This window comes from Paracidovorax konjaci, from assembly GCF_900112675.1.
GTDB lineage: Bacteria > Pseudomonadota > Gammaproteobacteria > Burkholderiales > Burkholderiaceae_C > Paracidovorax > Paracidovorax konjaci.
The window spans coordinates 460,305-475,612 of the sequence record NZ_FOMQ01000001.1 but is presented as its reverse complement, the minus strand read 5'-3'; the positions used below and the strand labels follow the sequence as shown (position 1 = coordinate 475,612).

The window sequence follows — 15,308 nt, the reverse complement described above, 5'->3', positions numbered from 1 at the left end:
CCGGTGGCTCTGCGCCAGGCGTTCAGGCGCCCGCGTGCACCCATCCGGATTCGCACCATGAGCCCAAGAGGTCGAGCGCATCGCAACTGGCACGGGCCAGTTCGCGCGCGGTCAGCGCGCGCTGGTCGGCCAGCCGGCGCATCAGCGTGGCATCGCGCCCGCCGGCCAGATAGCTCTCGCCATTGATGAACACATGGCGTGCGTCGTACATCATGCGCGTGCGGCGGTCGAGCCGCACGCCTTGCGCCACATCCCCCGCGTCGCCCGGCTCGAACCAGACATTGGGCTTGGGCTCGGTGAAGCTCTCGCCCACCGCCCGCTCGACGGCCAGCGGCTCGGCCAGTGCGCGCGCCAGGGCATCCCGGGCGAACTCCAGCAGGGCTGGCGGCATTTCACCCGGATGGTCCACCGCACCTTGCGACGGATCGCGGTAGAGCTGCGGCGGCGCATCCTCATCGTCATCCGCGCCGTCGGCCAGCCGCGTGAGCAGGTCCTGGGCCAGCCCGGTCCGCGACGGAGAGCGGAACCCGACGGAATACGTCATGCACTCGCCCTCGGCGATGCCGTCGTGTGCGTAGCGTGGAGGCAGGTAGAGCATGTCGCCGGGCTCCAGCACGAACTCCTGCTCGGGCTCGAAGCGATCGAGGATCTTGAGCGGAATACCGTTCTTGAGCGACAGGTCCTTCTGGCGGCCGATGCGCCAGCGACGGCGGCCATGGGCCTGCAGCAGGAAGACGTCGTAGCTGTCGAAATGCGGCCCCACGCCGCCGCCGTCGGAGGCATAGCTGATCATGAGATCGTCCAGCCGGGCCTGGGGAACGAAGCGGAACTGCTGCAGCAGCGCATGCACCGCGTCATCGTGCAGATCCACGCCCTGCACCAGCAGCGTCCAGTCGGGCGTGGTCATCGGGGGCAGCGCACGGCGCGCGAAAGGGCCGTGCCGCAGGCTCCACATGCCCTTTTTCTGCTGAACGAGGCGGGACTCCACCGACTCCTGCGCGGCCAGGGCGAACAGTTCGGCACGCCCCACGGGCGGCGCGAAGGAAGGAATGGCCTGGCGCACCAGCAGGGGCTTTTTCTGCCAGTGGCGGCGCATGAACTGCGCGGGAGTGAGTCCGCCCAGCAGGGCGAGGGGGGTATGGGCTGGCATGGAGAGAAAGCGTGCCGACGCACGGGGCGCGGCCGGCCGGTGATGAACTGCGACAATTCTCCTATGGAAATCAACCAACAATGCGTGGTCGCTTTGACCTGGATCTTGAAAGACACATTGGGCGAGGAACTCGATGTGCTCGACGAGCCCGTGGAATTCCTCGTCGGTGGCGACGACCTGCTCGCCCGCATCGAGGAGGCCCTGCAGGGCCACTCCGCGGGCGCCGCGCTCTCGCTGCACCTCGAACCCGAAGAGGCCTTCGGCGACTACCAGGACAAGCTGCTGTTCCTAGAACCGCGCGATCGCTTTCCTGAAGACATCGAGGAAGGGATGACCTTCGAAGGCAGCGCCCTGCCCGAAGGCACCAACCCCGAAGCACCGCGCGACCTGCTCTACACCGTGGCGCAGATCTACCCCGAGCACGTGGTGCTCGACGCCAACCATCCTCTCGCGGGCATCGCGCTGCGGTTGCACCTCACCGTGCAGGGCGTGCGCGAAGCCACCGAGGAAGAGATCGGACGCGGGACGGCGGGCACGGGCTTTTTCCGCATCCAGGCGCCGGACAGCGGCGAACCGCTGCTGCACTGACCCACGCCGCCACGCTCGCGGCACGGGAGCGGGCGGCACAGTTGCCCACCAATGCAAAAGGGGCCCGAAGGCCCCTCGGTTGCGATCGGAGCGATGGGCGAAACGCCGCACCGTCCGCCGCGCATCACATGCGGGAAATCTGCCCGCCGTTCAGGCGCACGCGGTCGCCGGGACGCAGATCGCCGGGCGAGCTGACATCAAAGGCACGCTGGCCGCCCTGGTCGAGCTGCACCGTGATGCGATAACCCTCGACCCGTCCGTCGTTGTTGCCGGTACGTCCCTCGACCTGGTTGCCCACCACGCCGCCGCCCACGGCGCCGATCACGGTGGCGGCAGCACGACCGCTGCCCTTGCCCACCTGGTTGCCCAGCACGCCGCCGAGAACCGCGCCGGCCACGGCACCCACACCGCTCGTGCCGCTGCGGGCCTGCAGGGTTTCGATGTTGGAGACCGTACCGTATTCCATGCCTGCCGGTGCCGGAGCGGGGTAGCCCGCATTGGTGGTCGGGTAGGTGGACTGCGCCGGGTACTGCGATCCGTAGCGCGGCTGGTCTGCGCAGGCGGCGAGTGCGCCTGCCAGCGCCACGGTCACGGCCACTGCGGTGGTACGGGAAAACTTCTTCATGTTCGACTCCTTCTTGCGGAATATGGGCAAGGCCCCGGCCCCGCCATGCGATCCATTGAAGCATGGGGCCGATGGCACACGTCGCCGGGCGATGGCCGTGCCCCCCGTAGGCACCATCGCCACGGGCGGATAGGACGATACCTACACCTTGCCGGTCGAACCGTAACCATTCTCCCCGCGCTCGGACGCCGGAAACTCATCCACCACGTTGAACTGCGCCTGCACGACCGGCACGATGACGAGCTGCGCCAGGCGGTCCATCGGCTGCAGCGTGAAGGCTTCGCTGCTGCGGTTCCACGCGCTCACCATCAGCTGGCCCTGGTAGTCGCTGTCGATGAGCCCGACGAGGTTGCCCAGCACGATGCCGTGCTTGTGGCCCAGTCCGGAGCGCGGCAAGATCAGCGCAGCGTAGCCGGGGTCCTGGAGGTAGATCGCGATACCCGTGGGCACCAGTTGCCAGGCATTGGGCGCGAGCGTGAGCGGCTCGTCCAGGCAGGCACGCAGGTCGAGCCCCGCGCTGCCGGGCGTGGCGTAAGCGGGCAGTTGCCGCGCCATGCGCGGGTCCAGAATCTTGACGTCGATTTTCACAAGAGCTTTCAATTGGTGATGCGGGCGCGCAACGCAGGGCGCTGGGCACGCCGCAGGGCGGGCCTTCAGGACCCGGCGGCCAGCCGCTGCGCGATGTCCGCCATGAGTTGCCGCGCCAGCTCGCGCTTGGTGGCGCGCGGGAGCATGCGGTGCCCTTCGGCATCCACGAGCATCAGCGCATTGTCGTCCTGGCCGAAGGTGTCGGGACCGATGTTGCCCACCAGCAGCGGCACGCCCTTGCGCACGCGCTTAGCCGTTGCATGATCCAGCAGGTTGTCGCTCTCGGCGGCGAAGCCCACGCAATACAAGGCCCCGCTGCGCGCGCGGCCCGAGGCTGCGATGGTGGCCAGGATGTCGGGGTTCTCGACGAAGGCCAGCGCGGGCACCGCTCCGCTGCCGTCCTTCTTGATCTTGCGCGTGGCCGCCTCTGCGGGGCGCCAGTCGGCCACGGCCGCCGTCGCCACGAAAACGGTGGCCTGCTGGGCCAGCGTGGCCGCGGCTTCCAGCATCTCGCGCGCCGAGCGCACGTCCACGCGGCGCACGCCGCGCGGCGTGGCCAGGTGCACGGGGCCGACCACGAGGTCCACGGCGGCGCCCGCCTCGCGTGCGGCCCGCGCTATGGCGAATCCCATCTTGCCGCTGGACAGGTTGGTGATGCCGCGCACCGGGTCGATCGCCTCGAACGTGGGCCCGGCCGTGACCAGCACGCGCTGGCCGGCGAGCGGCTTGGGCGCGAAGAACGCCACCAGGTCTTCCAAGAGCTCGGCGGGCTCCAGCATGCGCCCGTCGCCGGTCTCTCCGCAGGCCTGGTCGCCCGAACCCACGCCCAGCACCACGGCGCCATCGGCCGCGGCCTGCGCAAGATTGCGCTGCGTGGCGGGGTGTGCCCACATCTCGCGGTTCATGGCGGGCGCCAGCAGCAGCGGCACCCGCTGCGCGGGGCGCGCCAGGCACAACAGGCTGAGCAGTTCGTCGGAGCGGCCCTGCACCAGCCGCGCGATGAAATCGGCGCTGCATGGCGCGATCAGGATGGCATCGGCCTCGCGCCCCAGGTTGATGTGCGGCATGTTGTTGGGCTCGCGCGCGTCCCACTGCGAGGTGTAGACCGTGCGGCCCGTCAGCGCCTGCATCGTGACGGGCGTGATGAAGCGTTCCGCGGCTTCGGTCATGACCACCTGCACGGTGGCGCCGGCCTTCGACAGCAGGCGGGCCAGCTCGGCCGATTTGTAGCAGGCGACGCCGCCCGAGAGGCCCAAGAGGATGTGTTTGCCGGCCAGTTCGTTCATGGGCGCGCAATTTAGCAGACACCCCGAGGCCAGGCAGGGGCTAGGGCTCGGCCACGCCGGGCAGGCATGGGCCGGCCTCTATAATCCCGATTTCCCACCACCAAAAAATGACATGACCAAATTTGTCTTCGTCACCGGCGGTGTGGTGTCTTCCCTGGGCAAGGGAATCGCCTCAGCCTCCCTTGCTGCGATCCTCGAATCGCGCGGTCTCAAAGTCACCCTCATCAAGCTCGATCCGTACATCAACGTGGATCCGGGCACCATGTCTCCCTTCCAGCATGGCGAGGTCTTCGTGACCGACGACGGGGCCGAGACCGATCTCGACCTGGGCCACTACGAGCGTTTCATCGAAACGCGCATGAAGAAGACCAACAACTTCACCACGGGCCGCATCTACCAGTCCGTGCTGGAGAAGGAACGCCGCGGCGACTACCTCGGCAAGACCGTGCAGGTGATCCCGCACGTCACCAACGAGATCCAGGAATACGTCAAGCGCGGTGCGGGCATCGGCACCGATGACGCCGTGGACGTGGCGATCGTCGAGATCGGCGGCACCGTGGGCGACATCGAGTCCCTGCCCTTCCTGGAAGCCGTACGCCAGATGAGCCTGCGCATGGGCCCGAACAATTCCGCGTTCGTTCACCTCACCTATCTGCCGTTCATCGCCGCGGCGGGCGAACTCAAGACCAAGCCCACGCAGCACACGGTCCAGAAGCTGCGCGAGATCGGCATCCAGCCGGACGCCCTGCTCTGCCGCGCAGACCGCCGCATTCCCGAGGAGGAGCGCGGCAAGATCTCGCTGTTCACCAACGTGCCCGAATGGGGCGTGATCAGCATGTGGGACGTGGACACCATCTACAAGGTGCCGCGCATGCTCCACGAGCAGGGCCTGGACGGCCTCATCTGCGACAAGCTGCGCCTGAACACCCCGCCCACGATCCTCCGGCGCTGGGACCAGTTGGTCTATGAAACCGAGCACCCCCAGGGCGAGGTGACCATCGCCATGGTGGGCAAGTACGTCGATCTCTCCGACAGCTACAAGTCGGTGAACGAGGCGTTGCGCCACGCGGGCATGAAGAACCATGTGCGCGTGAAGATCGAACACGTGGACTCCGAAACCATCGCCCCGGGCGATGCGGCCGAGAAGCTCGCCAAGTACGACGCCATCCTCGTGCCCGGCGGCTTCGGCGCACGCGGCGTGGAAGGCAAGATCTGCACCGCGCGCTTCGCACGCGAGCAAAAGGTGCCCTACCTCGGCATCTGCCTGGGCATGCAGGTCGCCACCATCGAGTACGCGCGGCACGTGGCGGGCCTGAAGGACGCCAACAGCACTGAATTCGAGCCTGGCACGCCGCACCCCGTGATCGCGCTCATCACCGAATGGAAGGATGCCGACGGCACCATCCAGACGCGCAACGAGACCTCCGACCTGGGCGGCACCATGCGCCTGGGCGCGCAGAGTTCCGACGTGGCGGCCGGCACGCTGGCGCACGAGATCTACGGCAACATCGTGACGGAGCGCCACCGCCACCGCTACGAAGCCAACGTGAACTACCTCGACCAGTTGCGCCGCGCCGGTCTCGTGATCTCCGCGCTCACGCAGCGCGAGCAGCTCACCGAGATCGTCGAGTTGCCGCGCGACGTGCATCCGTGGTTCATCGGCGTGCAGTTCCACCCCGAGTTCAAGTCCACGCCCTGGGACGGCCATCCGCTCTTCAACGCTTTCATCAAGGCGGCCGTGGAACACCAGAAGAGCCGCCAGCCCGCCCTGGCCGCTGCCTGAAGCGGCGGCGGCATCCACCAGACACAAGGCAAAGCCATGAAACTCTGCGGCTTCGACGTCGGCCTCGAACACCCCTTCTTCCTCATCGCGGGCCCGTGCGTCATCGAGTCCGAGCAACTGCAGATGGACGTGGCCGGCCGGCTCAAGGAAACAGCGGCGGCACTGGGCGTGCCCTTCATCTTCAAGAGCAGCTTCGACAAGGCCAACCGTTCCTCGGGCACCAGCTTCCGGGGCCCGGGCCGAGAAAAGGGCCTGGAGATCCTGGCCAAGATCCGGCGTGAACTGGGCGTGCCCGTGCTCACCGACGTGCACACCGAGGAAGACATCACCGAGGCCGCGAAGGTGGTCGACGTGCTGCAGACGCCGGCCTTCCTGTGCCGCCAGACCGACTTCATCCGCGCCGTGGCCCAATCGGGCAAGCCGGTGAACATCAAGAAGGGGCAGTTCCTCGCGCCCCACGACATGAAGAACGTCATCGACAAGGCCCGCGCCGCCGCGCGCGATGCGGGCCTGCCGGAAGACAGCTTCATGGCCTGCGAGCGCGGTGCGAGCTTCGGCTACAACAACCTCGTCTCCGACATGCGTGGCCTGGCCATCATGCGCGAGACCGGCGCGCCGGTGGTGTTCGACGCCACGCACAGCGTGCAGCTGCCCGGCGGGCAGGGCACCAGCAGCGGCGGACAGCGCGAGATGGTGCCCGTGCTGGCGCGCGCGGCCGTGGCCGTGGGCGTGGCCGGCCTTTTCATGGAAACGCACCCCGATCCGAGCAAGGCCTTATCGGACGGCCCCAACGCCGTGCCGCTGCAGCACATGAAGGCCCTGCTCGAAACCCTGGTCGCCCTGGATTCCGTCACCAAGCGGAACGGCTTTCTCGAAAACAACTTCGGAGCTTGAGACACCCATGAGCAGCGCCTACATCATCGCGTCCGTCACCGTCACCAACCCCGAGCAGTACGAGGAGTACCGCCGCCTCAGCACGCAGGCCATGCAGGCCCACGGCGCCGAAGTGTGCGTGCGCGGCGGCCGCGTCGAGGTGCTGGAAGGCGACTGGAACCCGGCCCGCACCGTGGTGCTGAAGTTCCCCTCGATGGACGCGGCGCGCGCCTTCTACGACTCGGCCGAATACCAGCAGGCCAAGGCCGCCCGCACCGGCGCGGCGGTGATGCGGATGGTGTGCGTCGAAGGGGTCTGAGGGTTGAACATACCGCCGAGCCCCCCGATGGTGGCCGCGAGCGACACCCACGGCGGTCCTGCGGCACGGCATGGGGTTCCCGGGAACCCTGCTGGAGTTTCTGTGCTGGCTGCCTCTGGCCGCCTTCCTGTTTTTTGCGTCGAATTTCACCCTGCTCTCGGGAATCGAGCGCATCGGTCTGTTCTGCGTCCTGCTCCTCGCGTCTTCGTTTCTGGTGGCATTGCCTGTGCTGCTGGCGCGCAGGCCAGCACTGCTCGGACGGGTCGAGCAATGGCCGTCCCCCCTGATCTGGACCTGGACACTGGCATCCGGCGGGCTGTCGGCCGCGCTGGCCGTGGCCTACGGCTTCAGTGCAAATTCCTTTTTCTGAAAATACCAAGCAACTGGAGAACCTGTAATGAGTGCCATCGTTGATATCGTCGGCCGCGAAGTGCTGGACAGCCGCGGCAACCCCACCGTCGAGTGCGACGTTCTGCTGGAATCGGGCGTGATGGGCCGCGCGGCCGTGCCGTCGGGCGCGTCCACCGGCAGCCGCGAAGCCATCGAGCTGCGCGACGGCGACAAGGGCCGCTACCTCGGCAAGGGCGTGTTGAAGGCCGTGGAGCACATCAACACCGAGATTTCCGAAGCCGTACTGGGCCTGGACGCTTCCGAGCAGGCCTTCCTCGACAAGACCCTGATCGACCTCGACGGCACGGACAACAAGAGCCGCCTGGGCGCCAACGCGATGCTGGCCGTCTCCATGGCCGTGGCCCGCGCCGCGGCGGAAGAATCCGGCCTGCCGCTGTACCGCTACCTGGGCGGCATGGGTGGCATGCAGTTGCCGGTGCCGATGATGAACGTCATCAACGGCGGCGCACATGCCAACAATAGCCTGGACCTGCAGGAATTCATGATCATCCCCGTGGGCGCGCCGAGCTTCCGCGAAGCCGTCCGCTGGGGCGCCGAGGTGTTCCATGCGCTCAAGAAGATCATCAACGACAAGGGCATGAGCACCGCCGTGGGTGACGAAGGCGGCTTCGCGCCCAGCGTCGAGAACCACGAGGCGGCCATCCAGCTGATCCTGCAGGCCATCGACCAGGCGGGCTACACGGCCGGCGACCAGATCGCCCTGGGCCTGGATTGCGCGGCCAGCGAGTTCTTCAAGGACGGCAAGTACGTGCTCGAAGGCGAAGGCGGCATCCAGCTCACGCCCCAGCAATGGACCGACATGCTCGCCGCCTGGGTGGACAAGTACCCGATCATCTCCATCGAGGACGGCATGGCCGAAGGCGACTGGGACGGCTGGAAGCACCTGACCGAGCGCCTGGGCGAGAAGGTCCAGCTGGTGGGCGACGACCTGTTCGTCACCAACACCAAGATCCTGAAGGAAGGCATCGACAAGCGCATCGCCAACTCGATCCTCATCAAGATCAACCAGATCGGCACGCTGACCGAAACCTTCGCCGCCATCGAGATGGCCAAGCGCGCCGGCTACACGGCCGTGATCTCGCACCGCTCGGGCGAGACGGAAGACTCCACCATCGCCGACATCGCCGTGGGCACCAACGCGGGCCAGATCAAGACCGGCTCGCTGAGCCGCTCGGACCGCGTCGCCAAGTACAACCAACTGCTGCGCATCGAGGAAGACCTGGGCGACATCGCGCACTACCCCGGCCGCGAAGCGTTCTACAACCTGCGCTGATGCCGGGCTGAAGTCCGGCCCGATCCGGACACCGGCCTCCTGCACCGCACCATGTCCGCCCGCGACACGCAAGCCCCTGCTGGCCACCGGTATCCGGCGGCACGCCGGGCGGCCTGCGGGCCGCGGGCGTGCAGCCGATGCGGCCCGCAGGCCGGCCCCCTCTTCTCCGATCCACGCTTTCGCGGCACCTGCGCTCCATGAATCCCCGTATCGTCCCCTTGGTGCTGCTGCTTCTGCTGGTGGCCGTGCAGGCTCAGCTCTGGACGGGCCGCGGCAGCGTGGGCCACGTGCAGGAGATGAAAGACAAGATCTCCGCGCAGAAGCAGGCGAACGACCGCGCGCGGCAGGAAAACGAGCGGCTGTCCTCGGAAGTGAGCGACCTGCGCGACGGCCTCGACATGGTCGAGGAAAAGGCCCGCAGCGAACTGGGCATGGTCAAGCCCAACGAGGTCTACGTCCACGTGGCGCCGCGCTGACCGGCAACGGCCGCTGCAGCGCCCCCAACCCTCCCGCCTTCGCGCGGAGCCAGACACCCCCTGCCCCGATGCCTTCGCGCCCCGCCACGCCAGAGGCCGCCGCCCGCCCCCTTCGCATCGCGGTGCTGGGCGCTCCCGGCACGGGTGCCGGGACGCTCGTCGATGCACTGCGCACGCACGCGGCGCTGCCGCAGAACCTCCGGCAGGCGGCCATGCTTCTGGCCCCGCCTTTCGGAGGCCCGGAGGCAGCAGCGGCCCGGCAGGTCCTGCAGGCCAGCGGATGCACGCAGGCCTGGCTGATGGGCCTGGACGGCCTGCCTGCGGACGGCCGCGCAACCGCAGAGCGGCACGACGCCGCGCTGCGCGCCTTGTTGCAGACGACAGGCTGGCCCTACCAGGTGTTCTATGGCCCCGCCCCCGCCCGGCTGCGGCAGGCCCTGCGGCTGCTGGGGGCGGCAGAAGCACCGACAGACCATCGCAATGCTATTAAAAACATAGCAAACAATTCAATGGATCCGGCGGCACGAGGCACTTTTCACTCCCATGCCACAGAGGCACCCGTGTGGGAATGCGGCAAATGCAGCGATCCGGAGTGCGAGCACCGGCTGTTCCAGCGGTTGCTCGCCCGGCCGGGGGAGTGAACAAGGTCCCCACTCCGCCCCGCGCCGGGGCGGCCATCCGCCAAGGTCCCACTACTGGACGGCCTTGGTGCCCGGCAGCAGCTCCGCGGCGTTGGTGAAGATCTGCGCGGCGTCCACGGGGTCGAAGCGGTATTGCTGGCCGCAGTATTCGCAGGCCACCTCGATCTCGCCACGTTCGGCGATGATGCTTTCGGCCTCTTCGGCGCCCAGGCTGCGCAGCATGGAACTCACGCGCTCGCGGCTGCAGGTGCAGGCGAAGCGCGGGCCGTCCGCCCCTTCCTTGGGCACGAAGCGCAGCAGCTTTTCTTCCCAGAAGAGGCGGTGCAGCACGGTGTCGACGTCCAGCGACAGCAGCTCTTCGCGGGTCAGGCTGGCCGCCAGCGTGGAGATGCGGTTGTAGTCCTCGTTGCGGCCGATCTCGTCCTCGTTCTCGCTCTGGCTCATCTCCCGGCCGGCCAGGTTGGCCTCGCCCTTGATGGGCATGCGCTGGATCAGCAGGCCTGCCGCCACCTTGTCGTCGGCCGCCAGCACCAGCGTCGTGTCGAGCTGCTCGGACTGCAGCATGTAGTGCTGCAGCACGTCGCTGAGCTTGTCGAGCTTCTCGTGCTGGTCGCCGTGCAGCGGCACCACGCCCTGGTAGGGCTGCTGGCCCGGCAGGCGGTCCTTCGGATCGAGCGTGATCGCGCAGCGGCCGCCGCCACCCACGTTCACCATGTCGGGCAGGCGCGCGCCCACCGGCACCTCGCCCTGGATGGAGGCCGTGGCCCGCAGCGCCAGGTCGGACTGCACCTCCGCCACGGCCAGTTTCACCGGGCCGTCGCCGAACACCTGCAGCACCAGCGCACCGTTGAATTTGATGTTGGACTGCATGAGCACGCCCGCCGCGGCCATCTCGCCCAGCAGTTCGCGCACCTCGGGTGGGTAGGCGCCCGTGGACGTGTTGCCGGCGCGGCGCGCGAGGATCTCGGTCCAGGCGTCCGTGAGGCGGACGATCATGCCGCGCACCGGCAGGCCATCGAAGAGGAACTTGTGGAGTTCTGACACCCTGGAATCTTTCTGCAATCTGCGATCAATGGGCTGTCTTGCGCCGGGCCCGTTCAGCCCGTGCGGTGCAGCCCCGCCCGGAAGCGCCGGGCATTGGCGATATAGGTCTGCGCGCTCTTGCGCAGGCCCTCGATTTGTTCCGGCGTGAGCTGCCGCACCGCCTTGGCCGGACTGCCGAGGATCATCGAGCCGTCCGGGAACTCCTTGCCTTCCGTCACCAGCGCGCCGGCGCCCACGAGGCAGTGCCGGCCGATCTTCGCACCATTGAGCACCACCGCGCCAATGCCGATCAGCGATTCGTCGCCGACCGTACAGCCGTGCAGCACGACCTTGTGGCCCACCGTCACGCGCTCGCCGAGCACGAGCGGCTGGCCCAGGTCGGAATGCAGCACGCTGCCGTCCTGCACATTGGTGCCGGCACCGATCGACAGCGTCTCGTTGTCGCCGCGCAGCACCGCGCCGAACCAGATGCTGGCATCCTCGCCCAGCACCACGTTGCCCATCACTTCGGCACTGTCCGCCACCCAGGCCGATTCGGCCACGCGGGGGGTTGTACCGTCGAGTTCGTAAAGCGCCATCGTGTCGTCTCCGGTCGGGGCGGACCACGGCCCACCGTTTGTCTGCCGCCCCGGACTGCATCTGGGGGCGGAAAACTAGAATTGTAGGTATGGAGCTTCGCCAATGCGCCCTGCAGGCCCTGTGCCTCACCGATCCCGAAGAAAAGGCCGCGCGGACGCTCGCGCTGCATGCCGCCGCCGAAGGCCTGCCCCTGGCCGCGCACGCCCCGCCGCCCCCCGCCCCGCCAGGGCTGCCGGGCCGCCCTGACCGCCCCGAACTGCGGCACCACACCGCGGTGGCGCGGCGCTCGCCGGCCACGCCGCTCGGCCGTGCCGTGCTGCTGCATGCCATCGCCCACATCGAGTTCAACGCCATCAACCTGGCGCTCGATGCCGTCTGGCGCTTCAGCGGCATGCCGGACGCCTATTACCGCGACTGGATGCGCGTCGCCGCCGAGGAAGCCTCCCACTTCCGAATGCTGCGCGAACACCTGCGCGGCACGGGCCACGACTACGGCGACTTCCCGGCGCACCAGGGCCTGTGGACCATGTGCGAGAAAACCGCCCACGACATCGTGGCGCGCATGGCGTTGGTGCCGCGCACGCTGGAAGCGCGTGGGCTGGACGCAACGCCGCTGATCCAGCGCAAGCTCACCCAGGTGGGCACCCCCGACGCGCTGGCGGCCGTGGCCATCCTGGACGTGATCCTGCGCGAGGAGGTCGGCCATGTGGCCATCGGCAACCACTGGTACCGCTGGCTGTGCGAGCGCGGCGGGCACGACCCGGAGAGCTACTACGGCGACCTCGTGCAGCGCTACGAAGCCCCGCGCCTGAAACCCCCGTTCAACGCAGCGGCGCGGCGTGCCGCAGGCTTCAGCGAGGCCGAACTGCGCTGGCTGCAGGCCGAATGAGGGGATCGCTATCGGGGGCATGGGGAATTTTCTACAATGGCCCGGACTCCCTCGCATGCCGCGAGGTGGCTTCCGTCGACGGATCCGGCATGCCTTCCAACCCACCTACCCTCACCCCCCAGAGCCCCGCCAGCACAGCCCCCGGCGCCGGCCCGTCGGGCGCCATGATCGCCCGCCAGGCGATCGTGAACGGCCAGCATTCCGTGATCGGCTACGAGCTGTTCAACCGCTCGCGCGCGGGCGTGGCGCACACGGCCGCCACGGACGTGTTCCTGGTATTCACGGCCCTCTCGCACGCGGGCACCGAAGAGCTGGTGGGCAAGAAGCTCATCTTCGTGAACTGCACGCACGAAAGCCTGGCCGGCGGCCACCTCGAACTGGTGGACCCGGACAAGGTCGTGCTGGAGATTCCGCCCCTGGGCCATTCGGCTGCGGCCGAGGTGAGCACGCGGCTGCCGATCCTGCAGGCCCTGCGCGAGCGCGGTTTCCACCTCGCGTTCAACCACACGGTGCTCGAATCGGCCTACGCCCCCTGGCTGCCGCTCGCCGACTACATCAAGCTCGACCTCTCGCTGCTGGCGCCCGACCAGCTCGCCGTGCTCATCAAGTACGCAGGCCGCCATACCAAGGCGGAGCTGATCGCCGAGAAGGTCGAGAGCGCCCAGCAGTACGACATGGCATCGAGCATGGGCGTGCAGCTCTTCCAGGGCTTCTGGTTCTCGCGCCCCGCCGTGGTCGAGGCCCGGTTGCTCACGCCCTCGCAGTCCAGCATCCTGCAGCTCATCAACCTGGTGCGGCAGCAGGCCAGCACGGACGAGATCGAGGAAGTGCTCAAGAAGGATGCAGGGCTGGCCTTCAACCTGATGCGCCTCATCAACTCGTCGGGATTCGGTCTGGCACGCGAGATCACCTCGTTCCGCCAGGCGGTGATGCTGATGGGGCTCAAGAAGCTGTTCCGCTGGGCGGCACTGCTGCTCACGGCCTCGCGCATCGGCGGCATTCCGGCATCGGTGGGCCACACGGCGGTGGTGCGCGGCCGCCTCATGGAACTGCTGGCGCTCGAGACCCTCTCGCAGGACGACGCCGACCAGGCCTTCGTGGTGGGCATCTTCTCGATGCTGGACGTCATGCTCAGCATGCCGATCGAATCGGCCATCGGGCTGCTGCACGTTCCCGAGCCCGTGGCCGACGCCCTGCTGCGACGCGAGGGCGTGCTCGGCGAGCTGCTGCGCCTCGCCGAGGCCTGCGAATCGAGCGACGACGCGCTGTTCGACCAGGCCGCGACCACGCTGCACCTCACCAGCCAGCAGATCAACTGGGCCCACCTGCAGGCGCTGGCCTGGGCCGACCAGCTGACGGACTGACGGCGCGGCAACCGCGCTCCGCTGGCGCACGGAGGGCCTCCTTGGTGGTAAGGTGGGAGGCTTGAAAAGGGCATCTTCGCTCCGGTCTTTCATTCTCTTCACGCCCATGTCGAGCAATAACGAAAATGCACCGGCTTTCGAGCCGACCCAACCCCAGGACGGAGCCGACCCCGCGGCAGACGATGGCAACCTGTCCATCATCGCGCGCCAGGCCATCGTGGACGAACACCGCGCCGTCTTCGGCTACGAGCTGTTCGACCGCTCCACCGCCTCCGACGCGCACACGGCCGCCAGCGACGCGGCCCTGCTCTTCAACGCCCTCTCCTACGCCGGCACCGAGGCGCTGGTGGGCAAGAAGACCGTCTTCATCAACTGCACGCACGAGAGCCTCGCGGGCGGCCACCTGGAACTCATCCACCCTGAGAAGGTGGTGCTGGAAGTGCCCACGCTGGCCGACACGGCCACCCTCGAGGAGATCGAAGGCCGCCTGTCCACGCTCGAAGGCCTGCGCACGCGGGGTTTCCGGCTGGCGTTCAGCCAGAACGTGCTGCGGCGCAACTACGGCAGCTGGCTGCGCATGGCCTCGTTCGTCAAGCTCGACATGCAGGCATTCCGCCCCGAACTGGCCGAGCCGCTCGTGAAGTTCGCGCGGGCCAACAGCCAGGCCACGCTGGTCGCCGAAAAGGTCGAAACGGCCGAGCAGCACGAACGCATGTCTGCACTCGGCGTGAAGCTGTTCCAGGGTTTCTGGTTCGCCAAGCCGGCACTGGTGAAGGCGCAGACCATCCGGCCGTCGCAGGCCACGATCATCCAGCTCATCAACCTGGTGCGCAAACAGGCCAGCACGGCGGAGATCGAGGAGCTGCTCAAGAAGGACCCCACACTGTCCTTCAACCTGCTGCGCTTCATCAATTCGTCGGGCTTCGGCCTGTCGTGCGAGGTCACTTCGTTCCGCCACGCGGTGATGATCCTGGGCCTCAAGAAGCTCTTCCGCTGGGCGGCGCTGCTGATGACCACGTCGCGGGCCGGCGGATCGCCCCCGGCCGTGGGCCAGACGGCGGTGGTGCGCGGGCGCCTCATGGAGTTGCTGGCGGCCGAACTGCTGCCGCCCGAGGAGTGCGACAACGCCTTCGTGGTGGGCGTGTTCTCGCTGCTGGACACCATGCTCGGCGTGCCCCTCGAAAAGGCCCTGGAATCGGTGGCCCTGCCCCAGCCGGTGGTCGATGCGCTGCTGCACAACACGGGCGTTTTCGCACCGTTCCTCGACCTCACCAAGGCCTGCGAGAGCGGCGACGAAGTGGCCTTCGCCCGCGCCGCCGAAGCGCTCCACCTGTCGAACCGCCAGGTCAACTGGGCGCATCTGCAGGCCCTCACCTGGGCCGAAAGCCTCGGCGAATAACCGCTGCCGGGCCGTCGAGG

At 68.0% G+C, this 15,308-nt stretch carries 17 protein-coding genes; 11 read left to right on the top strand and 6 right to left on the bottom strand.

Annotation, left to right across the window (positions count from 1 at the left end):
* Positions 1-22: 22 nt before the first annotated feature.
* A complete protein-coding gene (locus BM144_RS02085) occupies positions 23-1,150 on the bottom strand; it encodes a cupin domain-containing protein (RefSeq protein ID WP_092949295.1) in 1,128 nt (375 codons plus the stop codon).
* Between the two features lie 63 nt (positions 1,151-1,213).
* Between BM144_RS02085 and BM144_RS02080 the strand changes: the two genes are divergently transcribed.
* Positions 1,214-1,738, top strand: coding sequence for an FKBP-type peptidyl-prolyl cis-trans isomerase (locus tag BM144_RS02080; protein WP_092949293.1), 525 nt, complete (start codon positions 1,214-1,216; stop codon positions 1,736-1,738).
* Positions 1,739-1,862: 124 nt separating this feature from the next.
* Here the strand turns inward: BM144_RS02080 and BM144_RS02075 are convergent, their stop codons facing one another.
* The 3 genes from BM144_RS02075 to coaBC all read right to left on the bottom strand — a co-directional run bounded on the left by BM144_RS02075 (position 1,863) and on the right by coaBC (position 4,237).
* Positions 1,863-2,363, bottom strand: coding sequence for an outer membrane lipoprotein (locus BM144_RS02075; RefSeq protein WP_092949556.1), 501 nt, complete (start codon positions 2,361-2,363; stop codon positions 1,863-1,865).
* A gap of 141 nt (positions 2,364-2,504) precedes the next feature.
* On the bottom strand, positions 2,505-2,951 hold the full coding sequence (gene dut / locus BM144_RS02070) for a dUTP diphosphatase (protein ID WP_092949291.1): 447 nt from the start codon (positions 2,949-2,951) through the stop codon (positions 2,505-2,507).
* Positions 2,952-3,016: 65 nt separating this feature from the next.
* Positions 3,017-4,237 (bottom strand): bifunctional phosphopantothenoylcysteine decarboxylase/phosphopantothenate--cysteine ligase CoaBC, encoded by a 1,221-nt coding sequence (gene coaBC / locus BM144_RS02065; RefSeq protein ID WP_092949289.1) that lies wholly within the window; start codon positions 4,235-4,237, stop codon positions 3,017-3,019.
* A gap of 112 nt (positions 4,238-4,349) precedes the next feature.
* On the opposite strand from coaBC, the gene pyrG reads away from it, so the two are divergent.
* From pyrG to BM144_RS02030, 7 genes are all read left to right on the top strand, one after another.
* Positions 4,350-6,020, top strand: coding sequence for a CTP synthase (pyrG, locus tag BM144_RS02060; RefSeq protein ID WP_092949287.1), 1,671 nt, complete (start codon positions 4,350-4,352; stop codon positions 6,018-6,020).
* A 36-nt stretch (positions 6,021-6,056) separates the two neighbouring features.
* On the top strand, positions 6,057-6,914 hold the full coding sequence (gene kdsA / locus BM144_RS02055; protein WP_092949285.1) for a 3-deoxy-8-phosphooctulonate synthase: 858 nt from the start codon (positions 6,057-6,059) through the stop codon (positions 6,912-6,914).
* 7 nt (positions 6,915-6,921) lie between these two features.
* A complete protein-coding gene (locus BM144_RS02050; RefSeq protein ID WP_092949283.1) occupies positions 6,922-7,212 on the top strand; it encodes a DUF1330 domain-containing protein in 291 nt (96 codons plus the stop codon).
* A gap of 70 nt (positions 7,213-7,282) precedes the next feature.
* Complete coding sequence (locus BM144_RS02045) at positions 7,283-7,582, top strand: hypothetical protein (RefSeq protein WP_092949281.1); 300 nt, start codon at positions 7,283-7,285, stop codon at positions 7,580-7,582.
* A gap of 27 nt (positions 7,583-7,609) precedes the next feature.
* Entirely contained in the window at positions 7,610-8,896 is a 1,287-nt protein-coding gene (gene eno / locus BM144_RS02040) for a phosphopyruvate hydratase (RefSeq protein WP_092949279.1), read from the top strand.
* 197 nt (positions 8,897-9,093) lie between these two features.
* Positions 9,094-9,372: a septum formation initiator family protein gene (locus BM144_RS02035; RefSeq protein ID WP_092949277.1), complete on the top strand. Its 279-nt coding sequence runs from the start codon at positions 9,094-9,096 to the stop codon at positions 9,370-9,372.
* 68 nt (positions 9,373-9,440) lie between these two features.
* Positions 9,441-10,013, top strand: coding sequence for a hypothetical protein (locus tag BM144_RS02030; RefSeq protein ID WP_092949275.1), 573 nt, complete (start codon positions 9,441-9,443; stop codon positions 10,011-10,013).
* Between the two features lie 51 nt (positions 10,014-10,064).
* Here the strand turns inward: BM144_RS02030 and hslO are convergent, their stop codons facing one another.
* On the bottom strand, positions 10,065-11,057 hold the full coding sequence (gene hslO, locus BM144_RS02025; RefSeq protein ID WP_092949273.1) for an Hsp33 family molecular chaperone HslO: 993 nt from the start codon (positions 11,055-11,057) through the stop codon (positions 10,065-10,067).
* Between the two features lie 53 nt (positions 11,058-11,110).
* Positions 11,111-11,635, bottom strand: a complete 525-nt coding sequence (locus tag BM144_RS02020) for a gamma carbonic anhydrase family protein (protein ID WP_092949271.1) — start codon at positions 11,633-11,635, stop codon at positions 11,111-11,113.
* An 89-nt stretch (positions 11,636-11,724) separates the two neighbouring features.
* Between BM144_RS02020 and BM144_RS02015 the strand changes: the two genes are divergently transcribed.
* The 3 genes from BM144_RS02015 (at position 11,725) to BM144_RS02005 (ending at position 15,288) form a co-directional block, all read left to right on the top strand.
* Positions 11,725-12,525, top strand: a complete 801-nt coding sequence (locus BM144_RS02015; protein WP_092949269.1) for a ferritin-like domain-containing protein — start codon at positions 11,725-11,727, stop codon at positions 12,523-12,525.
* A gap of 89 nt (positions 12,526-12,614) precedes the next feature.
* The gene (locus tag BM144_RS02010; protein ID WP_092949267.1) at positions 12,615-13,889 is read left to right on the top strand and encodes an EAL and HDOD domain-containing protein; all 1,275 of its coding nucleotides are present in this window, start codon (positions 12,615-12,617) and stop codon (positions 13,887-13,889) included.
* 106 nt (positions 13,890-13,995) lie between these two features.
* Positions 13,996-15,288: an EAL and HDOD domain-containing protein gene (locus BM144_RS02005; RefSeq protein ID WP_092949265.1), complete on the top strand. Its 1,293-nt coding sequence runs from the start codon at positions 13,996-13,998 to the stop codon at positions 15,286-15,288.
* Positions 15,289-15,308: the final 20 nt, after the last annotated feature.